The sequence below is a fragment of the Hyphomicrobium sp. genome (genome assembly GCF_019753045.1).
Lineage (GTDB): Bacteria > Pseudomonadota > Alphaproteobacteria > Rhizobiales > Hyphomicrobiaceae > Hyphomicrobium_B.
Window position 1 is genome coordinate 36,637 of record NZ_JAIELN010000013.1, and the last position, 20,187, is coordinate 56,823.

Below are 20,187 nucleotides of genomic sequence, written 5' to 3' on the forward strand. Positions count from 1 at the left end.
ACAGAGGGGCTTGCCGGGTGAATAGCGGCGACTAGACCGCGGGCGAGCCGCGCGTTGCAGAGTCGAAATAGGTATCGAAGCACGCCGCAATGCTTCTCACAAATGGTTGGCCGCGGGGTGTCACTACGAAACCGTTCTCGGCCTTTTCCAGAAGACCTGCGCTGTCTGCCTCGACCATCTCTCGGCCTTCCAGAATGACGCGCGATGCTAACGCTCCGAAGCGCTCACGGATGTCGGATTCGGAAAAGCTGAAGTCGCACATTAATTTCGCGATGACATAGCGTCGAACGCGATCTTCGTCCGTCAGCTTGACGCCTCTTGTCGTGGCGAGCCCTGTCGCTGCAATACGCTTTTCGTATTCGGCCGGAGACGACACGTTCTGGAAATATGCGCTGCCGAGGGAGGAGATGGATGACGCCCCCACACCGACGAGGGTTTCCGACGTATCGGTGGTATATCCTTGAAAGTTGCGGCGAACGGGTCCGAGCGCCAAGGGATCGTCCTTCAAGGCGTAATGGTCGAGTCCGACCTGGACGTATCCGGCGGCATTGAGTATGCGCGCGGCCCTTTGGGACTGGGCAAAGCGTTCGACGCTGTCGGGGAGCGTTTTGGAATCAATAATCGATTGGTGTGCGAAGCGCGCGGGCAGGTGCGCATATCCAAAGAGCGCGACCCGATTTGGGCGTAGCGAAATAACCTGCTCGACGGTCGCCTCGATTCCAGATCGGGTCTGCAGCGGCAATCCATAAACGAGATCGACGTTGACCTTGTCGATGCCGGCATCCCGCAAACTATCTATGCAGGCCGATGTCACTTCGAACGACTGCTGCCGATTGATAGCGGTCTGAACAGCAGGGTCGAAATCTTGGACTCCAATCGATACACGATTGACGCCTGCGCCCCTCAGCGCCTGCGCAAGAGACGCGCTCGATTCACGCGGGTCGATCTCAACGGCGAATTCTGCGGCGGCGTCGATCTCGAAAGAATCGCGAATGGACGCAGCCAACGCCAAAATCTGCTCGGCGGTCAGGATGTTGGGCGAGCCGCCGCCCCAATGCATGTATGAAATCTTGTGCTTCGAGAGTCCAAGCTCTGCGAGGGCCAGCAATTCGGCTTCGAGAGCGTTTAAATAGCGGGTCACCGGTTCCTTGGTGCGTGCAACTTTCATATTGCAGCCGCAGTACCAGCAAAGCTTCTTGCAGTACGGCACATGCACGTAGAGCGAAAACGGCGTGTCGTCCGCCAATTTGGTCAGAGCTGCTGCGAAGTCCTGAGCGCCGACCGTGTCCCGAAACTGAGCGGCGGTCGGATAGCTCGTATATCGTGGAACGGGAGTGCTCATGCGGCGCACGAAATCTGGAGACATCCCGTTATTTCTCCTGCCCGAGGGAGGCGGGGCATTTGACGCAGATTGACGATGATGATTTCCCGGCTCTGAGCGTCAGCAGCGGTATTCTGATGCAACGGGGATGGTCGCTCGTCATGATCCATTCCTGAAGGCGTGTGAGGTCTTCGACGGTCAGCGCTCTGCGTGCGGCTGGCAAAACAATGCTTTCTTCCCATGCGATATGGCGGCGCTGGCTTTCGAAATAGCCGCGAAGAATGTAGCCAAGCATCTCTGGGTTCTGTGGCGCGCTGTTTTGCAACGCGTCCGTCAGCGCTTCGACGAGTTCGTCTGCGATGTCTTCGTCGCACTCGTGCTGCAGGCTGAGGCCCGCCAGTGCCTGAAGGACGGTGTCGTTCGACGACAGCCGCCCTCTGAGAATCGGGAAAAGTGCGTCTTCCTCGAATTTCGTGTGCGCCTTTACGCTGCCCTTCAGAATAGAAATCGCGATCACGGCCAACGCCGGTTCGAGCTTGGCCGGCAGGTTGTCGGCGATGCTTTCCAGAAGAGCGCACAATTCCAATTGTAGGGCGTGCTCTTCTTGAATGATCTCCAGGGGATGGGGTGTCCGGCATACACCAGCATCATCCAGTCGTTTTGCGGGGCTGGCATCCGTCATTGGTGAACCCTCGAAAACTGAGGCCGCGTCTTAGCGATGTGGTTTTACCCCCGCCCTTTATGTCGAACATGACTTAGATCAAGGCTGACGGCGATCCGCTGTCCGACTGTGCGTTCCGCATTGGGATCGGGAGGCAGCTTTGCAGGACGTATTGGACGAGCGCTCTGGGCTCAGCGACACGCTGGCGCTGATAAGCGCGGTCATCATCGGCGCGATCGGCCTTGTGTTCGCGCTTGCCGGAGAGGAGGAGATCCTTCGGCTTCAGGGGCTCATCATATTAGCGGCGGCGGTGGCAGCAGGCTTCTACGTTGCAGCGCATCCGACAAACCTCAGAGAGGAGAAGCGTTCCGGCTACTTCGACGGTCCCATTCGCGTTGCGACGGTCGCGTGCGTTTTCTGGGGCATTGCCGGATTTCTCGTTGGCGACATCCTCGCTTGGCAACTTTCGTTTCCGGCGCTGAACCTTGATTTGCCGTGGACCAACTTCGGACGCCTGCGGCCGGTTCACACCTCGGCCGTCATTTTCGCGTTCGGCGGCAATGCCCTCATTGCGACATCGCTTTATGTCGTCCAGCGGACAAGCCAGGCTCGGCTCCCGGGCAAGTGGGCGCCGTGGTTCGTCGTCTGGGGGTATCAGCTTTTCATCGTTATCGCGGCGTCCGGCTACTTGATGGGCGTGACGCAGGCCAAGGAGTACGCTGAGCCCGAATGGTACGCCGACATATTGCTGACGGTCGTATGGGTCGCCTATCTTCTCGTGTTTCTCGGTACGCTGAAGGGTCGCCAAGAGCCGCACATCTACGTCGCGAACTGGTTTTTCCTGGGCTTCATCGTCACCGTCGCGATGCTGCATATCGTCAATAACCTGGCGCTGCCCGTGTCGTTTCTCGGAACGCTGAGCTATCCGCTCTTTCCCGGCGTTCAGGGCGCCATGACGCAATGGTGGTACGGGCACAATGCCGTTGGATTCTTTCTGACGGCCGGGTTTCTCGGCATCATGTATTATTTCATTCCGAAACGCGCCGAACGGCCGGTCTATTCCTACCGCTTGTCGATCGTGCACTTCTGGTCGCTGATCTTCCTCTACATCTGGGCGGGACCGCACCACCTCCACTACACCGCGCTTCCCGAATGGGCGCAGACGCTCGGCATGACGTTCTCGATCATGCTCTGGATGCCGTCGTGGGGCGGCATGATCAACGGGCTCATGACGTTGTCCGGTGCCTGGGACAAGCTCAGGACTGATCCGGTCATCCGTCTGCTCGTCGTCAGCGTGGCGTTCTACGGAATGTCGACGTTCGAAGGGCCGCTGATGTCCATCAAGGAAGTCAACTCGCTCTCGCACTACACAGACTGGACGATCGGACACGTCCATTCCGGCGCGCTCGGCTGGGTCGGCATGATCTCGTTCGGCGCCGTCTACTGTCTGGTGCCGTGGCTGTGGAAGCGGCAAGGCCTGTATTCGATGAAGCTCGTCGAGTGGCACTTCTGGCTCGCGATGATCGGCATCGTTCTCTACATCTCGTCGATGTGGGTTGCAGGCATCACGCAAGGTCTGATGTGGCGCGCCTACGACCGCCTCGGCTTCCTCAAATACTCCTTCATCGAAACCGTCGAGGCGATGCACTGGCCGTATGTCATTCGCGCGGCCGGCGGTGCGCTGTTCCTGCTCGGCGGGTTGATCATGGCCTATAACGTCTGGCGCACGATCCGAGGGGATCAGCCGGTCGATGTCCGTGATCAGCCGGCGGTAGCCGCAGCGCCTGAGCTGCGTCCCGGCGTCGTCGCAATGCCAGCCGAATAACGGGAGCGATAATCGTGAACCACGCCATTTTCGAGCGAAACTCGATTATACTTCTGATCGGTGCGCTGATTGTCGTTTCGATTGGCGGCATCGTCGAGATCGCGCCGCTGTTCTACGTTCAGTCGACGATCGAGAAGGTGCAGGGCATGCGGCCCTATTCGCCGCTCGAGCTTGCCGGCCGCGACATCTACGTGCGCGAGGGCTGCTATAACTGTCACAGCCAAATGATCCGCTCACTTCGTGACGAGGTCGAACGCTACGGCCACTACTCTCTGGCCGCGGAGAGCATGTACGACTATCCGTTCCAGTGGGGCTCGAAGCGAACGGGGCCCGACCTTGCACGCGTCGGCGGCAAGTATTCGGACGCCTGGCATGTCGAGCATATGCGCGATCCGCGCGCGGTCGTGCCTGCTTCGATCATGCCTGGCTATCCGTTTCTCGATCGCACGCTTCTCGATTACTCGAACATTTCGAAGCGCATGAAGGCGTTGAAGGAGCTCGGCGTTCCTTATAGCGACGAGATGATTACGAGCGCGGGTAAGGACGTCGTTGCGCAGATATCGCCCGACACCAAAGAAGCAAAGGCGCTCGTCGCGCGCTACCCGAAGGCGCAGGTGCGGAAGTTCGACGGCCAGTCGCCGGGGGAGAACGTCGAGCCCACGGAACTCGATGCCGTCATCGCTTATCTGCAAATGCTCGGCACGCTCGTCGACTTCACGAAGTTCGATGCGAGTGGTCCAAACCTTCGATAAGGGGAGCTCGGTCTTGGCCTACGAAGACATTCAAATGGTCACGCAGATTGCGTCGCTGGCAATTTTCGCCAGCATCACGATCGCGGCATACATCTACGCCTTCCGCAGAAGCAACAAAGCCAAGTTCGCGGCGGCTGCGGAAATCCCTTTCCGCGCCGATGTGCTCCCGGCCGATGAGGATAAACGATGAGCCATGGCAAGAAAATCGACGACGTGACGGGCGTCGAGACGACTGGACATGTTTGGGATGGCGACATCTCAGAGCTCAATAAGCCGTTGCCCAGGTGGTGGCTCTACACCTTCTATGCCTGTATTTTGTGGTCGATCGGCTATTGGGTCGTCTATCCGGCGTGGCCGACGATCAACGGCTACACGAAGGGCGTACTGAACTACAGCCAGCGCGAACAGGTGCAGCAAGATATCGAGGCGTGGAAGTCAGGCCACGCAAAATATCGCACGCAGATCGCCGAGATGTCGCTCGCAGACATTCGCAAGAACGACGAGTTGTTCCAGTTCTCGATTGCGGGCGGTGCGGCGCTGTTTGGCGAGAATTGCGCGGGCTGCCACGGGCGGGGCGCGCAGGGCGGTATCGGCTATCCTAACCTCAACGATGACGACTGGCTGTGGGGCGGTGATCTCGAAAAAATTCATCAAACCATTGCCTTCGGCATAAGAAGCGGCAATCCGAAGGCACACGATACGGCGATGCCGCACTTCGGAACCGACAAGATTCTCGACGAGGCGCAGATCCGAGACGCCGCCAATTTCGTCCGCTCGTTCTCGCATCTCGACGTCGATCAAGAAGCGGCAAAGAGAGGCTCGCAGATCTTCGCTGACAATTGTGCCGCGTGCCACGGCGATCAGGGCAAAGGCAATCAGGAATTGGGTGCACCCAACCTGACGGACGCTATCTGGCTTTACGGCAACTCGCAGGAGGCCGTGATGCAGAGCATCCGAACCGGGCGTGGCGGCGCGATGCCGGCGTGGTCCGAGCGTCTCGATCCGGTCGCGGTAAAAATGCTGGCGCTCTTCGTCTATTCCCTCGGCGGAGGGCAAGCTGAAGCTGCGAGTGCCTCCGCTCCCGCGGCAGGCGCGGACAAACAGAAATGAACACGATGGACCGACCGAACAAGTTTCTGATTGGAGGAGGAGACGAGGGGCGCCCCAAGCCGCCTCCGCGGCAGTCGGACTACGTGCCGAGAAAGAAGATCTATCCCAAGCGTGCGCGAGGGACCTTCCGCGGCATCAAGTGGATCGTGATGGCGGTTACACTCGCGATCTACTACGTGGTGCCGTGGTTGCGGTGGAACCGCGGCGAGGGCCTGCCCGATCAAGCCATCCTGTTCGACTTCGCCAATCAGCGCCTGTTGTTCGGCCCCATCGAAATCTGGGCGCAGGAATTTTACTACGTCACCGGGCTCCTTGTTCTCGGAGCGCTGTCGCTCTTTCTCGTCACCTCGATCGCCGGCCGCATGTGGTGCGGATACGCTTGCCCGCAAACGGTCTGGACGGACCTGATGATTGCCGTCGAGCGTTTCTGGCAAGGCGATCGCAATGCGCAGTTGCGCCTCGATGGCCAGCCGTGGACATTCGAAAAGATCTGGAAGAAATCGATAACCCATCTGTCGTGGCTGGCGATTTCGGTCGCAACGGGCGGTGCGTTGGTTTTCTATTTCGGTGATGCGCCGACACTTGCCATTGAGCTGGTGCACGGTACGGCACCGACCGTCGCCTATTTCTTCCTCGGACTGTTCACGTTGACGACTTATTTGCTTGGCGGGCTCGCCCGCGAGCAGGTCTGCATTTACATGTGTCCTTGGCCACGCATTCAGGGCGCGATGGTCGATCGCGATTCTCTTCTCATTTCCTATCGGGAGCTTCGGGGCGAACCACGCGGCGCCCACAAGACGGGCACGACGTGGGATGGCCGTGGCGACTGCATTGACTGCAAGGCCTGCGTTGCGGTCTGTCCCACGGGTATCGACATTCGCGATGGATCGCAGCTCGAATGTATCCAGTGTGCGCTCTGCATCGACGCGTGTAACGAGATAATGGATCGGGTCGGCCGGCCGCGCGAACTCATCGCCTATACGACTATCGGCAACCTTTCCAACGCCACGAGTTCGCCGCGCGAGGGCTGGCGGATCATTCGTCCGCGCACGATCCTTTATACGGTTATGATCACGCTTGTGGCGTCTCTCATGGGATGGTCGCTGCTCAACCGCGCAGACTTCGAGTTCAGCGTCATCCAGGATCGCAATCCGCTTTTCGTTGTGTTGAGCGATGGCGGACTGCGCAACGGCTACATGATCAAGATCGCGAACAAGGTCGAAGGGGTGCGACACTTCAAGTTGCGCTTCAGCGGACCGGCCGATCTTCAGCCGAAGTTTGTGGAGTTCGACGGCACCGACCCGACGATAGAAGTCAACCCATCAGAAGTCAGAGCTGTCAAAGTCTTCCTGTTGCTCTCAGGCGCCCAAAGGAAAGAACTGAGGTCGGATGCCGAGCCCGTTACGATCGAGCTCCAGGATCTTGATAGCGGCCAGACGGCATCGCGCGCCACGACATTCAGGAGTCCGCAATGAGCGTCGCAGTATCAAAAGGTTCGCTTCGCGGGTGGCATGTCTTCGCGATCCTGGCCGGGTTCTTTCTTACAGTGACGGCCGTGGATGCGGTTATGATCACCAAAGCTGTTTCTACGTTCAGCGGCGACACCGCCGACGCCTATCGCAAAGGCTTGGCCTACAATCAAACGCTTCAGGAAGAGGCGGATCAGAACCGGCTCGGATGGCATGAAAGCCGAACGTTCGATTCCAAAACAGGCCGCATTGCGATTGCGTTGACGGATGAGAACCGGCAACCCATCGATGGTTTGCTCGTGAAGGCGGAAATCGGGCGTGCGACAACCGACATATTCGATCGCCGGTTCGACTTGGCGCCCACGGGGAACGGGGCTTACGCCGCCGACATTTCAGGACTTTCGGAAGGCACATGGACGCTTTCCGTCACCGCTATGGAGAAGGACAAGGTCATTTATAGATCGAGGGAACGGATATGGAAGCAGCCCTAGACGCCGGGCTCGCCGCGCAGGCGCCAGGCGCAGAGGCGCGGCAGACTATCGTGCTTTCGGTCCCGAGCATCGTTTGCGGGAACTGCATCCGTTCCGTTGAAAATACTCTGCGCGCGCTCCGTGGCGTCGAGGCGGCCCGCGCGAACCTGACGACCAAGCGCGTATCCGTCGTGGTCGACCCGTCTGTCCGCTCTACGATCGACCTCGCAGCGGCTCTCGAGCATGCTGGATTTCCCGCTGCGCCGTTGATCGAGAACGCCGAAACGGAGCAGGCCGCGCGTGTGAGCGAGCTTATTCCTCGTCTCGGTGTTGCCGGGTTTGCGGCCGGAAACATCATGATGCTGTCCGTGGCGGTCTGGTCCGGAGAGGCCAGTGACATGGACAGTTCCCTCATGGATCTGTTCCATTGGTTGTCGGCGCTCATCGCACTGCCGGCCGTCGCCTACGCAGGTCAACCCTTCTTCAAGTCGGCGCTTGCTGCATTGAGGTCCCGGCGCCTCAACATGGATGTGCCCATTTCGCTCGGCGTGCTGCTGGCGACAGGCATGAGTCTGTTCCAGACGATGCGCAGTTCGGAGCAGGTCTACTTCGATGCCTCGACGTCTCTACTGTTCTTTTTGCTGATCGGGAGAGTGCTCGACGAGCGCATGCGGACCAAGGCGCGCGGAGCGGCAGAGAATCTGATTGGGCTCAGGGCGACGAACGCGACACTCGTCGCTCCGGATCAAACGACCAAGCTCGTGCTTGCGAGCACGCTCAAGCCGGGCATGATCATTGCCGTCGCCGCGGGCGAGCGCATTGCGGGTGACGGGCAGGTGATCTCCGGCCAGAGCGATATCGACGAGAGCCTGATCAGCGGCGAAACCCGGCCGCGCGCCGTTTCGATCGGCGATACCGTCTATGCGGGCACGATCAATTGTGCCGGCACCCTGCGGGTGCGGATCACAGCCGCGGAAGACAACACGCTTCTCAGCGAAATTGGCCGCTTGATGCTCAACGCCGAGCAAAGCCGCGGCCGCTATGTTCGGCTTGCAGATCGCGCCTCGCAAATATACGCGCCCGCAGTCCATGTTCTCGGACTGCTCACGTTCATCCTATGGATGGCGCTCGGCGCGCCGTGGGATCAATCTCTCACGCACGCAATCGCCGTTCTCATTATTACGTGCCCGTGCGCCTTGGCACTCGCTGTGCCCGCCGTGCAGGTCGCTGCGATGAGCCGTCTGTTCAGCAAAGGCGTTATTGTCAAAGCTCCTGATGGGCTCGAACGTCTCGCCGAAATCGATTGCGTCGTCTTCGACAAGACGGGAACTCTGACGACTGGAGAGCTGCGGCTCGAGACGAGCGATGGCGTCGATGTGGCTGCTCTCGGCCGGGCAGGATCGATTGCAGGGATGAGCAAGCATCCATTCGCGCAAGCTCTGGCTAAGGCTGCTCGTGCGGAGGGTATTCAAACGCGCGCCGTTGAGGGCGTCGAAGAAGTTCCGGGTTCTGGGCTCGTCACGACGTCGATGGGCTTTGAGGAGAAGGTAGGCTCGGCCGCGTGGGTAGGTGTCGAGGATCGCAACGCGTCGATCTGGTACGTGGCCGAAGGCAAGCCTGCTGTCGGCTTCGTGTTCGTGGATGAATTACGGAAGGACGCGTCCGCGTGCGTTTCTGAACTCCGGCGCGCGGGATATCTCGTCAAACTATTATCCGGAGACCGGCGCACCGCCGTTGCGCAAACGGCTGCCGCTTGCGGCATCGAGGATTGGACTGCGGAGGTTCGTCCAGACCAGAAGTTGGACGCAATCGAAGTCCTGAAGGCGCGAGGATACAAGACGCTGATGGTCGGCGACGGCCTCAACGATGCGCCGGCGCTTGCTGCCGGACATGCCTCGCTATCGCCTGCATCCGCCATCGACATTGCTCAGACCACGGCGGACGCCGTTTTTCAAGGCGACGTTCTTCGCCCGGTCATAGAGGCGCTGTCGGTCGCAAAGGCCGCACGCCGCTTAGCGTTGCAGAACTTTGCGATCGCAATTGTCTACAATTCGATTTTCGTGCCGCTCGCGATGGCCGGTTACGTGACGCCTTTGATTGCGGCGCTCGCCATGTCGGGATCATCGATCATGGTCACAGCTAACGCGCTTCGTCTTCGCTCGAAGGCCTTGCGCCTTCCAAACGTCGGAGCATCGGCATGACCTCGCTTGCTTGGCTCGTTCCTGCTGCGCTGACTCTCGGGATGATGGGGCTCGCCGCCTTCCTCTGGGCACTCCGGAGCGGCCAATTTGACGATCTCGAAGGCGCCAAGTGGCGCGCGATCAGCGATGACAACGATCGCATGGCGACGGAATCGGATCGGAGCCGAGGAGACGATGTTTAGCGAGAGCTTCGTCAGCGGTATCGCCGTCGGACTTGCCAGCGCGCTCCATTGCGGCGCGATGTGCGGTGGCATTGCCTGCGGAGCGAACCTGCTGCTCGGCGCGAATACTTCCGGAGATAGAAATCTCAATCTCCTACTGATGCAGGCCGGGCGCATCATGACTTACACGGCAATCGGGGGTGCAGCCGGAGCTTTTGGTGGTGATATCCTGTCTCGCATGCCGACCCAGAGCCCGATCGTGCTGCAATGGGCGGCGGGTGCGTCGCTGTTATGGATGGGGCTGGTGCTCGCTGGACTGATGCCGAGGCTAGCCTTCATCGATCATGGCATGGAGGTTCTTGCGTCCGGGGTAAACACCCTGCTGCGTCCTGCCGGGCAGAGCCGATATTTAGCCCCTGTCATGCTCGGCGTCGTTTGGGGGCTCAATGCCTGCCCGATGGTTTACGGCGCGGCGTTGCTGGCAACTCTGACGCGCACGGGCGCAGAAGGCGCGACTTTCATGCTCGGTTTCGGCGCCGGCACCGTGCCGGCCGTAATTGCATCAGCTTATGGGATCTCGTGGCTCAACAGGCGAGCCGGGGGCACCAAGCTCAATCTTCTGGCTGGTGGCGCCCTCATGCTCGGCGGTGTCGCCATCGTCTACTTTCCTCAGCATTTCGCGAGTGTGCTGTGTGTGGTCAAATAATCTGGTCGCGAAGGCGATCGGCGTAGTGATGCTGTCGAGTGGGGCCAGCTGACAGCCTTTAGAAGTCCAGGCAGATCTTGCCGAAGTGGCTGGCCCCTTCTTGCAGCCGGAACGCATCGGCGATTTCCGCGAGGCTGAAGCTGCGGTCGATCACTGGACGTAGGCCAGTCGCGTCAAGTGCCCGGGTGAATTCAATCTGCTCTCGGCGGCTGCCGACGATAAGGCCCTTCAGGCGCGCCTGCCTTGCCATCAGCAGAAAAGTCGGGACTTCGCCGGCGAGGCCGGTGAGCACGCCGATCAACGAGATGTGTCCGCCGATTGCGACCGATGCGATGGATTGGGGCAGTGTGCCCGGCCCCCCGACTTCGACAACGTGATCGACGCCGCGTCCGCCCGTGAGTTCGCGAACGCGCTCGCTCCACTGCGGCACGGATTTGTAGTTGATCAGGTGATCGGCGCCGAGCGCACGCGCGCGTTCAAGCTTTTTATCGGATGAGGACGTGACGATCACCTCGGCGCCCATCGCCTTGGCGAGCTGCAGCGCGAAAATCGATACGCCACCGGTGCCTTGGACGAGAACGGTGTCACCGGCTTTCAAGTGGCCATCGACCACGAGCGCGCGCCATGCAGTGAGCCCGGCGGTTGTGAGCGTTGCCGCCTCGGCATGGCTGTAGCCTTTCGGCGCATGGGTGAACCAACTCGCCGGGCGCACGACGACTTCGCAAGCGTAGCCATCGATGCCGTCGCCCGGGGTCGAGGCAAAGTTGTCGACGTCAGGCGGACCATCCTGCCAAAGGGGGAAAAAGCAGGATGCGACGTGGTCCCCGACTTTGAATTCCGTGACGCCTTCGCCGACGTCCTCGACGACGCCTGCGCCATCGGACATCGGAATTCGTCCATCGGCTGTCTGCATTTTTCCGGCAACGACGAGGTAGTCGTGAAAGTTGAGAGAACTGCCATGAATGCGAACGCGGATTTTACCGCGTCCCGCTTTGCCCGGGTCCGCGAGATCGACGAGGGCAAGGTTGCCCAATCCGCCGGGGGCGGTGATTTTGATCGCTTTCATGTCACGTATCCCGTCTTCTCATTGGCGTAGCCTCTCTACCCCGGAGGCGCGCAGATCTCTTATCGTATCGCATCACGTTGTCGAGTGCGCGCGGAGAGTGCGGTTTGAGGTTCGGGATGCCTTTTCGGCGGGGCGGCTGGATGCAATGGGTTAAAAGTCGAACTGTCAGGCGCAGATCACTACGCGCGGTCATTCACCGAGCAGGAGGCGGGGTGAGCATTTCGTAAAATGGGCAGATCAGGCAGAGACTTTGAAAAGGGCCGCGCGATTTAAGCGGTCCCCCCGCGAGATTAAGCGCCGATGCCGAGAGCGATCTGTCCCGACCGCGTCTCCACACTATAGATCCCCAGGAAGGTCTCGCCTTTGTGAATGCCTGTCGTCAGCCGGCCGTTGATCTCGAAAGTAAAACCCTCCGCCATATCCTCGATGCGCGCGATCGCTGCATCTGTCGCGTCACCCTCAAGAATGAAGTGTACGTGTTCGCTATCAGGATACGCCAATGCGCACCGCAAAGCAGGCTTATCGGGACCGTCGACGATCTTCAGCATTTTTCTGGTCATGACTGATACTCCGCAAAGAAAGCCCTATCCGTTCAACTGGATTCGTCAGCTGGGGTTCCTCATGAGAGGGCAGTGCAACGGGGCCGGCGCTTCTCTCAGCGGACTTCAGCTGCCGGTAGTCCTTCAAGCGCGGGCGAGGCTGGTGGTGGTCCGAATAGGTTCTTTGCTCGGCGGACCTTTCCCGATTCCTCGGGGAGAATGCGATCGACAAGTTCGATGTCGAAGTGGATGACATTCGCAAGCCCCTCCGTCGTCACCGATTGTTGGATGTACTGGCGGAGCTTCTCTGCGGAGAGCGTTTGGCCCGGTAACGGTGCGGCGCGCAAGACGAACCGGTTAACGCCGGTCTGAAGAAATTGATGCTCGGCCAGCCTCGTCTCGTTGTGGAGGGCGAGGAGAAAAACATAATACGGAAGGTCGCGTATCTCGCCGTCGACGTTAACCCAGAATTGATCCTTCGATCGTCCCTGGACCGCCTTCACGAGGGGTAGGAGACTTCCGCAATCGCACGGCGTCGCGCTGATTGTGACCATGTCGTCGATTTCATAGCGGATGATCGGCTGAGCCAAATTGTACAGGTTCGTGAGAAGCACCTTGCTTCCCTTCGTGCCGTTCGGAACGGGCTTGCCGTTCGCGTCGACGACTTCGAGGAATGCGAGTTCGTCGTTCAGATGGCTGCCGTGAGTCGTTTGGCATCCGCAGGTGAGGGCCATGCATTCGGCCATGCTGTAGACGTTCGTGATGTGCACTCCGAAAGCTTTTTCCACGCGTTTCGCGATGGGCTCAGGGAGCGGCTCACTGATGTTCATCATTTGCTCGAGATCGCGGGGACGCTTCAGGCGGCCCGCTTCGAGTTCGCGCGTGATCGTCTCGAGCGAGCTCGTGTAGCCGGTGATGAAGTTCGGCTGAAATTCATTCAATTTCGCGACAAGCACGTCGGGCGGATCGAATACCGAGAGGCGCTGCAACTTGAGAAAGCGGCGGGCGCGTTCGGGGAAATAATTGAAGAATGTACTGCTTGGATAGAAGCCCGGCTTTTGGGTGATGATGGAGAAGCGCGCCGGATTGAACAGGCGCTGAAGGTGGGGCAGGAACCGCCGGTTCAATTTCTTGCCCCGTGCGAACTGGGCGGCAAAGGTCGTCAAAATCGCTGGTTTGTCTTGAACGATGATTGCCGGTTGCCCCTGGCTTCCCGAGGTGTGGCAGACGGCGAATTTGTCTTTGTAGTAGGCCCCGATGTTGGCCGGGTCCTGCATGAAGCGCTCGATGTCGGCACGACGAAGCTCGCGATCGGTGAAGATGTCGTCGAGATTCGCCATCATCTCGACCTTCGTGAGGGTCGGAAGATCGGTTAGGGCGCAGGTTTTCAGATCGATGCCCTGGAACTTCTTTCGATAGTACGGGGAATTGTCATACGCAAATTGCAACAAATGGCGGAAGCGCTCTTCCTTGGCCTTCGCGCGGGCCGCAAGGTCGCCCGGACGCGGTGGCAGGAGAGAGCGGATAGCAAGCGCCAGCTTCAGCTGATCGTAAGCGGCGGCGAGAAATCCTCTCATATGAGATATGCCTTCGAGATGGTTCCAGAGATCATTGATATGCGGCTAACACGGGCGAAAAGGGGGCGGCGTCGTTCTTCAAGCGATAACGGCCGGGAATTCGAAATGTCTGCTCACTGCGATCCTTTTGGGCTGGGTCGTTGATTTCGAGATCGTTTCGAGGGTGCTCAGCCGACGGTCGGTGGCCCTCCCGTGCGAAGGCCAGGGAGAGGGCCCGGTAGAGAAGCTTCCGCCTCGGCTTGGAGTTCCGCTTCGTGGCGCTTTAGGTAAATGAAGATTGCGATCAGTATTCCAATTGCGATTGCAATGCCGATGACGCCGAGCGGCCCCTGTACCTGGTGAATGCTGCGGCCCAAGGTGTAAGCGGACATACCGACGATGCTCGCCCAAATGACTCCTCCGAGCGCGTTGGCCACAAGAAACCTAGGCCACGGCAGCTGGTTGATGCCGGCCAGCAGGGCCGCGAGGAACCGAAGGACGGCAAAAAAGCGTCCGAAGAATACGACCTTGCCGCCGTGCTTCTGGAACAGGAATTGACCGAGCTTTATGCGGCCTTCGGTCAAGCCGACATAGGAGCCGAATTTCAAAACCAGCGGATAGCCGAATTCACGGCCGATGAGATAGCCGATGTTATCGCCGACGATTGCGCCGATGGATGCCGCTGCGATGACCATGGCAATATTGCCGTCGTGAGTTGCGGCATAGATAGATGCGATGATCAGCACCGCCTCGCCGGGGAGCGGAATGCCCAAGCTTTCGAGCCCGACGATGATGGCAACCGTCCAGATGCCGTACGTTTCAAAAAGATGATGCAGCTGTTCTGGCGATATCAATAGCCATTCCTTTTTGGCGGGCTGAGCAAAAGGTCGTCGGGGCGAGTGGTCCGCTAATGGAGGATCATTTTGCCGATAATCAAGATTGGGCTAGCGCGGACGTGAACTGCGTCGGTGGAATACCGCACCGGCCGCAACTCGGGCGGATGGCCGACAATGACAAGCACCCACTTTCGGCTTCAATCAATGCGCCAAGTATGAACAGCGTACTTTATTTCAGTGTGCGTTGCCTCACTGTGACGCCGATGGCGGAACCTATTGAAGGTTATCGCGGTATTAACAGATCCTATGGTCGTGTTTGGCTGATCAAAGAAGCGGTGCAACATGCCGTCAACCATTGCGGCAAATTGATCGGGCGGCCCGCTTGCGCATTTGGAACTCCGATTTCAGAAATAGAGAATGATCTGGGTGCCGAAAAAAGCATGGGCCGGACGGTCCCTGTCGCATCTTCCCGCTGGCCTCGCCGGTGACGCGGCGTTTCGGCTCTTTTGCTTGCCGGAATTATCGCATTATCGCGCCGCCAATCATTTGCAGCTGGCTGAGCGGGCCCGATTTCATTTGCGCAATGCTCAATGGCGCCGGATTGCGACGCCGGTCGGTGATATTCAGGTCTACATCTTCGAGCCGGACCGCAGGGTTACACTGGGCACGGTGCTCGTCGTGCACGGATGGACTGGCGAAGCTTCATTCATGACGGCTGTCGCCGAGCCGATACGGCGCGCGGGATATCGCGTCGTTCTGTTCGATCTGCCGGCGCATGGGCTCAGCGGCGAACGTTCGACCAATCTCATCGAATGTGCGCGTGCGACAGCGATCATTGGCCGTCAGTTCGGCCCGCTTAGCGCAATCGTTGCGCATTCGTTTGGCGGCATGATCTCGCTTGTTGCGGCGGAGGGGCGGCAGCCGATGCCTTATGCCCTTGAGACGCCGCGCATCGTTCTCGTTGCCAGTCCGAACAAGCTTCCGGAAGTTACGGGTGAGTTTGCGGAGCGGTGGGGTCTTGATGGTGCGGGACGGCGCGCGTTCGAGGCGCGGCTGGAACGCATTTCAGGCCGTTCGCTCAACTGCTTCACCGTCGTCAAGCTTTTGCGCGCGGCGGGGTGCGAAGCCCTTGTCGTCCATGACCGCGAGGACCACGAGGTTTCGTTTCGATGTGCCGAAGAGATCGTTTCGGAAGCTGATGGTGCGGAGTTGCTACCGTATGCGGGCTTCGGCCATCGCAATATCCTTTTCGCGCCGCCGGTCGCTCGAACGATCGTTTCGTATTTATCGAAGGTAGAGAATAGCGCACGTCAAAGAACGTATAGCGATAATGCTGCGTGACTATATCGATGGTCGTGAAGTTCCCAATTTTCCGGCTTTATCGTCGCTTTGATCGTTTGAATTATAGCTGTAATATAAACACGTATACTCGAAGGATGTCGCGCGGCCTCGTGCGATTTCATTGGATAGCAATCCATTAATCATTCAAGCGCCGGGAGCACGTGATGATCACTCTGACAATCAACGGTCAGCCCCGAGACGTTGATACTTCCCCCGACACGCCTCTTCTCTGGGCGCTCCGCGATTTGCTCGGACTGACGGGCACAAAGTTCGGATGCGGCATCGCGCAGTGCGGAGCTTGTACCGTACATGTCGACGGCGAGGCGGTTCGCTCGTGTCAGCTGCCGATCGGTTCCGTTGGCGGCCGCGCGATTACGACAATCGAAGGCATCGGCGCCACGGATGCCGGCTCCAAGGTTCAGAAGGCATGGCTGGATCTCGAAGTCATCCAGTGCGGCTATTGCCAATCCGGGCAGATCATGTCGGCGGCAGCACTGCTTGCCCATACGTCCAATCCCAGTGATGACGACATCGACGCGGCGATGGCTGGGAATATCTGCCGCTGCGGTACCTACGTCCGTATCCGCGCGGCGATCAAAAAAGCGGCAGCGGCATGAGGGAGGTTCAAATGCGGACAAACCTGGTCTCCGAGGCAAGCACCCTTTCTCGTCGCGATCTTCTCAAGGCGGGAGCCGCGGGCGTTTTGCTTGTCAGTTTTCGTCTGCCTGTTGCACACGCGGCCGATGAAAGCTTTGCGCCCAACGGGTTCATTCGCGTCGGCAACGACGATGTCGTGACGCTCATCATGCCGCAGGTCGAGATGGGGCAAGGGATTTACACGAGCGTCGGGATGATCCTGGCGGATGAACTCGACGCCGATTTCAATAAGGTCGTTCTGGAACACGCGCCGCCCGATGAGAAGCTTTACGCCAATCCGGTATTTCACATTCAAGCTACCGGCGGCTCGACTTCGGTGCGCGCGTTCTGGATGCCGCTTCGCAAAGCTGGCGCTACCGCGCGAGCAATGCTCATCTCCGCCGCCGCACAACAATGGAATGTGGAACCGTCGAGCTGCCGGGCGTCGAACAGCGAGGTCATCCACGATGGAAGCGGGCGTAAGCTCGGCTTTGGAGCGCTCGCCACGCAAGCGGCGACGCAGACGCCGCCCACCGATCCGCCGCTCAAGCCGCTCAAAGACTTCACGCTGATCGGCAAGCCGATCAAACGGAAGGACACGCCAGAGAAGACCAATGGCACAGCCCAGTACGGCATCGACGTGATGCCGGCGGGCGTTCAGTTTGCGACGATCGCAGAATGCCCGGTATTCGGTGGCAAAGTCGGACGCGTCGACGACACCAAGGCCAAGGCCATAAAGGGCGTTCGTCAGGTCGTCGTGCTCGATGACCTTGTCGCGGTGGTCGGCGACTCGACGTGGACTGCGATGCAGGGCCTCGCCGCGCTGGACATTACGTGGGACGAGGGGGCGAACGTTGCGATTGGGTCAGCCGAAGTCTGGGACGCTTTGCGGAATGCCAGCAAGGGAGAAGGCGTCGTCGCCAAAGAGGAGGGCGACGTAAAAGGCGCTTTCGCCGCCGGCGAGCGATACGAGGCAGTCTACGAGTTGCCATTTCTCGCGCACGCGGCGATGGAGCCGCTCAACTGCACCCTTCACGTCACGAACGACGCTTGCGAACTCTGGACCGGATCGCAGGTTATCGCGCGCGTTCAGTCGGAGGTCGCCAAAGCGCTCGGATTGCCGACCGAAAAGGTGACTGCCCACAATTTCCTGATCGGTGGCGGGTTCGGTCGAAGGCTCGAGCCCGATATGGCGGTCAAAGCCGCGCGGATCGCTCAGCACGTCGAAGGGCCGGTGAAAGTCGTTTGGCGGCGTGAAGAGGACATGCAGCATGATGTCTACCGGCCGGTCTATCACGATGCGCTCGCGGCGAGCGTGAAAGACGGCAAGATCACCGGCTGGACGCAACAGATCACCGGCTCCTCGATCATATCCCGTTGGCTGCCTCCGGCCTTTCAGAAAGGTATCGATATCGATGCCGTCGATGGCGCGACTGATAATCCGTACGGCATTCCCAACGTTCGGGTGGTGTACATTCGGGCGGAGCCGCCGGCGGTGCCGACCGGGTTCTGGCGCGGCGTCGGCGCGAACAACAATTTCTTCGCGAGCGAGAGTTTCATCGACGAGCTCGCGCACCGGGCTGGCGAAGATCCTGTCGCATATCGAGTGAAGAGGCTCGACGCTACGCCGCGCCTCAAGGCAGCCGTTCAGCTGGCGGCGTCGAAATCCGGCTGGGGTGGAGCGCTTCCTGCGCGCAGGGCTCGAGGCATCTCAGCTCAGACTGCGTTCGGTAGCTTCATTTCGACTGTTTGCGAGGCAGAGGTCGACGAGAAGGGCGAAGTTCGCGTGCACCGTCTGGTCTCAGCGGTGGATACGGGTATCGCCGTCAATCCCGACACCATCATCGCGCAACTCGAGGGCGGACTCATTTTTGGCCTGTCGGCGGCGCTGTTCAACGAGATAACGATCGCGAAGGGGCGCGTCGAGCAGAGTAATTTCCATGACTACCGGATGTTGCGGATCAATGAGGCACCGAAAATCGAGGTGCATCTGATCTCCAGCACGGAGTTTCCGGGAGGGATCGGCGAAACGGGAACGACCGCCTCCCCGCCGGCTCTCACGAATGCGCTTTTCGCGGCGACTGGGGTTCGATTGCGAAGGTTGCCCATCGACCGCGAAGCGCTCGCTGGGAGAAAGCCCGCATGAAGCGACCGTATTGGCTGGCTCTGCTCGCAGTCATCATACTCATCGCTGCGGTCTGGATCATCTACGTGCCGGGGCCGCTGGCCTTTGCAAAGGGTGGCTCGGTCGCTCTTGCCGATTATAAGGACGGCAATCCGACAGGCGTGCCGGCGAAACTAGCAAAAGACGATCTCGTTTCGCGCGGAAAGTATCTGACGCGCGCGGCCGATTGCGAGGCGTGTCATACGGCCAAGGGCGGCGAACCTTACGCTGGCGGCCTCGCTTTCAATCTTCCGTTCGGTACGCTCTACTCGCCGAACATCACACCCGACAAGGAAACGGGTATCGGCAATTGGACCGATGCCGATTTCCTGAATGCCGTCCATAAGGGGATCGCGCCTGACGGGTCGCGTCTTTATCCGGCATTTCCCTACACGTCATATACGATGCTGACGGACGACGATGTGCTGGCGATCAAGGCGTATCTGTTCAGCCTTGCCCCGGTTCGTCGCGAGGCACCCCCGAACACACTTGCTTTCCCATTCAATCAACGCTGGGGGATGGTGTTCTGGTCGCTCCTCTACAATAGCGACGAGAGGTTCCGGCCCGATCCGAAACAAAGCGCGGAATGGAATCGCGGCGCGTACCTCGCCGAAGCGCTGGGCCATTGCGGCGAGTGCCATACGCCGCGTAATCTCATGCAGGCGCTCAACAACCGCAAAAAATTCGGAGGTGCCGTCACGGCCGGGTGGAAGGCTTACAACATAACGCAAGACAAAGAGACCGGCATCGGCAGCTGGGACGATGAGACGACGGCGAAGTTTCTGGCGCATGGCCACGTGGAAGGCTTCGGCACCGCTTCCGGACCGATGGGCGAGGCCATCGACATGAGCTTGATGCATTTGGAGCCGGACGACATCAAAGCGCTCGTAACGTATCTGAAAACAATTCCGCCGATTTCCGACCCGGAGCTTCCAGTTCCAAAGACGACGCTGGCCTCGGCGTTCCCCAAGGCGCATGAGATTTCCGAAAACGAACGCGGCGCGATGATTTTCGCGGGTGCTTGTGCGGCCTGTCACGGATGGTCGGGTGAAAGTCCGGTACGGTCGTACGCGAATTTCGTCGGCGGCCGTACCATCAACGATCCGAGCGCGAGGAACGTCGCGCAAGCCGTGATTTGGGGCGTGACCCGCCACTCGCCCGAGGGCGAGGTTACGATGCCGGCATTCGGCAAAGCGTATTCGCCGGAAGAAATTGCCGCCGTCGTCAACTATGTCACCGCGCGTTTCGGAGCCGGGAAGTCCCACATTACGGCGCAGGACGTGGTGAAGATCGGCCAGCAGGCGTCGCAGTAGAGTTCATCCCGGCGTCCGCTCTTGTTCGTCCGGCGTCCGGCCGATAGGAACACGTGAGCC

General features: G+C 59.6%; 20 protein-coding genes. 14 read left to right on the forward strand and 6 right to left on the reverse strand.

Annotation, left to right across the window (positions count from 1 at the left end; genetic code table 11):
- Nucleotides 1-31: 31 nt before the first annotated feature.
- Complete coding sequence (hemN, locus tag K2Q04_RS15635; RefSeq protein ID WP_291165614.1) at nt 32-1,366, reverse strand: oxygen-independent coproporphyrinogen III oxidase; 1,335 nt, start codon at nt 1,364-1,366, stop codon at nt 32-34.
- A 4-nt stretch (nt 1,367-1,370) separates the two neighbouring features.
- Nucleotides 1,371-2,003: a hemerythrin domain-containing protein gene (locus tag K2Q04_RS15640; RefSeq protein ID WP_291165616.1), complete on the reverse strand. Its 633-nt coding sequence runs from the start codon at nt 2,001-2,003 to the stop codon at nt 1,371-1,373.
- Between the two features lie 139 nt (nt 2,004-2,142).
- On the opposite strand from K2Q04_RS15640, the gene ccoN reads away from it, so the two are divergent.
- From ccoN to K2Q04_RS15685, 9 genes are read left to right on the forward strand one after another with little or no spacing between them, the layout of a single operon-like run.
- A complete protein-coding gene (ccoN, locus tag K2Q04_RS15645) occupies nt 2,143-3,807 on the forward strand; it encodes a cytochrome-c oxidase, cbb3-type subunit I (RefSeq protein ID WP_291165618.1) in 1,665 nt (554 codons plus the stop codon).
- A 14-nt stretch (nt 3,808-3,821) separates the two neighbouring features.
- The gene (ccoO, locus tag K2Q04_RS15650) at nt 3,822-4,559 is read left to right on the forward strand and encodes a cytochrome-c oxidase, cbb3-type subunit II (protein ID WP_291165620.1); all 738 of its coding nucleotides are present in this window, start codon (nt 3,822-3,824) and stop codon (nt 4,557-4,559) included.
- Nucleotides 4,560-4,572: 13 nt separating this feature from the next.
- Nucleotides 4,573-4,749 (forward strand): cbb3-type cytochrome c oxidase subunit 3, encoded by a 177-nt coding sequence (locus K2Q04_RS15655; protein WP_291165622.1) that lies wholly within the window; start codon nt 4,573-4,575, stop codon nt 4,747-4,749.
- On the forward strand, nt 4,746-5,669 hold the full coding sequence (gene ccoP, locus K2Q04_RS15660) for a cytochrome-c oxidase, cbb3-type subunit III (RefSeq protein ID WP_291165624.1): 924 nt from the start codon (nt 4,746-4,748) through the stop codon (nt 5,667-5,669). Before K2Q04_RS15655 ends, ccoP begins: the two co-directional genes overlap by 4 nt.
- On the forward strand, nt 5,666-7,144 hold the full coding sequence (ccoG, locus tag K2Q04_RS15665) for a cytochrome c oxidase accessory protein CcoG (RefSeq protein ID WP_291165626.1): 1,479 nt from the start codon (nt 5,666-5,668) through the stop codon (nt 7,142-7,144). Before ccoP ends, ccoG begins: the two co-directional genes overlap by 4 nt.
- Entirely contained in the window at nt 7,141-7,629 is a 489-nt protein-coding gene (locus K2Q04_RS15670) for a FixH family protein (RefSeq protein ID WP_291165628.1), read from the forward strand. The genes ccoG and K2Q04_RS15670 overlap by 4 nt, the downstream gene beginning before the upstream one ends.
- On the forward strand, nt 7,614-9,809 hold the full coding sequence (locus tag K2Q04_RS15675; protein ID WP_291165630.1) for a heavy metal translocating P-type ATPase: 2,196 nt from the start codon (nt 7,614-7,616) through the stop codon (nt 9,807-9,809). Before K2Q04_RS15670 ends, K2Q04_RS15675 begins: the two co-directional genes overlap by 16 nt.
- Nucleotides 9,806-9,991 carry a cbb3-type cytochrome oxidase assembly protein CcoS gene (ccoS, locus tag K2Q04_RS15680; RefSeq protein ID WP_291165632.1) on the forward strand — a complete coding sequence of 62 codons (186 nt, stop codon included), beginning with the start codon at nt 9,806-9,808 and terminating at the stop codon, nt 9,989-9,991. The genes K2Q04_RS15675 and ccoS overlap by 4 nt, the downstream gene beginning before the upstream one ends.
- On the forward strand, nt 9,984-10,676 hold the full coding sequence (locus K2Q04_RS15685; protein WP_291165633.1) for a sulfite exporter TauE/SafE family protein: 693 nt from the start codon (nt 9,984-9,986) through the stop codon (nt 10,674-10,676). The genes ccoS and K2Q04_RS15685 overlap by 8 nt, the downstream gene beginning before the upstream one ends.
- A gap of 58 nt (nt 10,677-10,734) precedes the next feature.
- On the opposite strand, the gene K2Q04_RS15690 is transcribed toward K2Q04_RS15685, so the two are convergent.
- From K2Q04_RS15690 to K2Q04_RS15705, 4 genes are all read right to left on the reverse strand, one after another.
- Complete coding sequence (locus K2Q04_RS15690) at nt 10,735-11,742, reverse strand: NAD(P)-dependent alcohol dehydrogenase (protein ID WP_291165634.1); 1,008 nt, start codon at nt 11,740-11,742, stop codon at nt 10,735-10,737.
- 290 nt (nt 11,743-12,032) lie between these two features.
- On the reverse strand, nt 12,033-12,302 hold the full coding sequence (locus K2Q04_RS15695; RefSeq protein WP_291165635.1) for a hypothetical protein: 270 nt from the start codon (nt 12,300-12,302) through the stop codon (nt 12,033-12,035).
- 95 nt (nt 12,303-12,397) lie between these two features.
- Complete coding sequence (locus K2Q04_RS15700) at nt 12,398-13,858, reverse strand: AMP-binding protein (protein WP_291165636.1); 1,461 nt, start codon at nt 13,856-13,858, stop codon at nt 12,398-12,400.
- Between the two features lie 167 nt (nt 13,859-14,025).
- Entirely contained in the window at nt 14,026-14,691 is a 666-nt protein-coding gene (locus K2Q04_RS15705; RefSeq protein WP_291165637.1) for a DedA family protein, read from the reverse strand.
- A 56-nt stretch (nt 14,692-14,747) separates the two neighbouring features.
- On the opposite strand from K2Q04_RS15705, the gene K2Q04_RS15710 reads away from it, so the two are divergent.
- The 5 genes from K2Q04_RS15710 (at nt 14,748) to K2Q04_RS15730 (ending at nt 20,127) form a co-directional block, all read left to right on the forward strand.
- Nucleotides 14,748-15,161 carry a hypothetical protein gene (locus K2Q04_RS15710; RefSeq protein ID WP_291165638.1) on the forward strand — a complete coding sequence of 138 codons (414 nt, stop codon included), beginning with the start codon at nt 14,748-14,750 and terminating at the stop codon, nt 15,159-15,161.
- Nucleotides 15,091-16,014: an alpha/beta fold hydrolase gene (locus K2Q04_RS15715; protein WP_291165639.1), complete on the forward strand. Its 924-nt coding sequence runs from the start codon at nt 15,091-15,093 to the stop codon at nt 16,012-16,014. The genes K2Q04_RS15710 and K2Q04_RS15715 overlap by 71 nt, the downstream gene beginning before the upstream one ends.
- A gap of 164 nt (nt 16,015-16,178) precedes the next feature.
- The gene (locus tag K2Q04_RS15720; protein WP_291165640.1) at nt 16,179-16,631 is read left to right on the forward strand and encodes a 2Fe-2S iron-sulfur cluster-binding protein; all 453 of its coding nucleotides are present in this window, start codon (nt 16,179-16,181) and stop codon (nt 16,629-16,631) included.
- An 11-nt stretch (nt 16,632-16,642) separates the two neighbouring features.
- Nucleotides 16,643-18,796: a xanthine dehydrogenase family protein molybdopterin-binding subunit gene (locus tag K2Q04_RS15725; RefSeq protein ID WP_291165641.1), complete on the forward strand. Its 2,154-nt coding sequence runs from the start codon at nt 16,643-16,645 to the stop codon at nt 18,794-18,796.
- Nucleotides 18,793-20,127 carry a cytochrome c gene (locus tag K2Q04_RS15730; RefSeq protein WP_291165642.1) on the forward strand — a complete coding sequence of 445 codons (1,335 nt, stop codon included), beginning with the start codon at nt 18,793-18,795 and terminating at the stop codon, nt 20,125-20,127. The genes K2Q04_RS15725 and K2Q04_RS15730 overlap by 4 nt, the downstream gene beginning before the upstream one ends.
- Nucleotides 20,128-20,187: the final 60 nt, after the last annotated feature.

Excerpts from the sequence above, each read along its gene's own strand:
- K2Q04_RS15695 (WP_291165635.1), bottom strand. The coding sequence starts at position 12,302 with ATGACCAGAAAAATGCTGAAGATCGTCGACGGTCCCGATAAGCCTGCT.
- K2Q04_RS15690 (WP_291165634.1), bottom strand. The coding sequence starts at position 11,742 with ATGAAAGCGATCAAAATCACCGCCCCCGGCGGATTGGGCAACCTTGCC.
- K2Q04_RS15675 (WP_291165630.1), top strand. The coding sequence starts at position 7,614 with ATGGAAGCAGCCCTAGACGCCGGGCTCGCCGCGCAGGCGCCAGGCGCA.
- ccoS (WP_291165632.1), top strand. The coding sequence starts at position 9,806 with ATGACCTCGCTTGCTTGGCTCGTTCCTGCTGCGCTGACTCTCGGGATG.
- K2Q04_RS15640 (WP_291165616.1), bottom strand. The coding sequence starts at position 2,003 with ATGACGGATGCCAGCCCCGCAAAACGACTGGATGATGCTGGTGTATGC.
- K2Q04_RS15725 (WP_291165641.1), top strand. The coding sequence starts at position 16,643 with ATGCGGACAAACCTGGTCTCCGAGGCAAGCACCCTTTCTCGTCGCGAT.
- K2Q04_RS15700 (WP_291165636.1), bottom strand. The coding sequence starts at position 13,858 with ATGAGAGGATTTCTCGCCGCCGCTTACGATCAGCTGAAGCTGGCGCTT.
- K2Q04_RS15685 (WP_291165633.1), top strand. The coding sequence starts at position 9,984 with ATGTTTAGCGAGAGCTTCGTCAGCGGTATCGCCGTCGGACTTGCCAGC.
- ccoG (WP_291165626.1), top strand. The coding sequence starts at position 5,666 with ATGAACACGATGGACCGACCGAACAAGTTTCTGATTGGAGGAGGAGAC.
- K2Q04_RS15710 (WP_291165638.1), top strand. The coding sequence starts at position 14,748 with ATGGAGGATCATTTTGCCGATAATCAAGATTGGGCTAGCGCGGACGTG.
- K2Q04_RS15720 (WP_291165640.1), top strand. The coding sequence starts at position 16,179 with ATGATCACTCTGACAATCAACGGTCAGCCCCGAGACGTTGATACTTCC.
- K2Q04_RS15670 (WP_291165628.1), top strand. The coding sequence starts at position 7,141 with ATGAGCGTCGCAGTATCAAAAGGTTCGCTTCGCGGGTGGCATGTCTTC.
- ccoP (WP_291165624.1), top strand. The coding sequence starts at position 4,746 with ATGAGCCATGGCAAGAAAATCGACGACGTGACGGGCGTCGAGACGACT.
- hemN (WP_291165614.1), bottom strand. The coding sequence starts at position 1,366 with ATGTCTCCAGATTTCGTGCGCCGCATGAGCACTCCCGTTCCACGATAT.
- K2Q04_RS15715 (WP_291165639.1), top strand. The coding sequence starts at position 15,091 with ATGATCTGGGTGCCGAAAAAAGCATGGGCCGGACGGTCCCTGTCGCAT.
- K2Q04_RS15730 (WP_291165642.1), top strand. The coding sequence starts at position 18,793 with ATGAAGCGACCGTATTGGCTGGCTCTGCTCGCAGTCATCATACTCATC.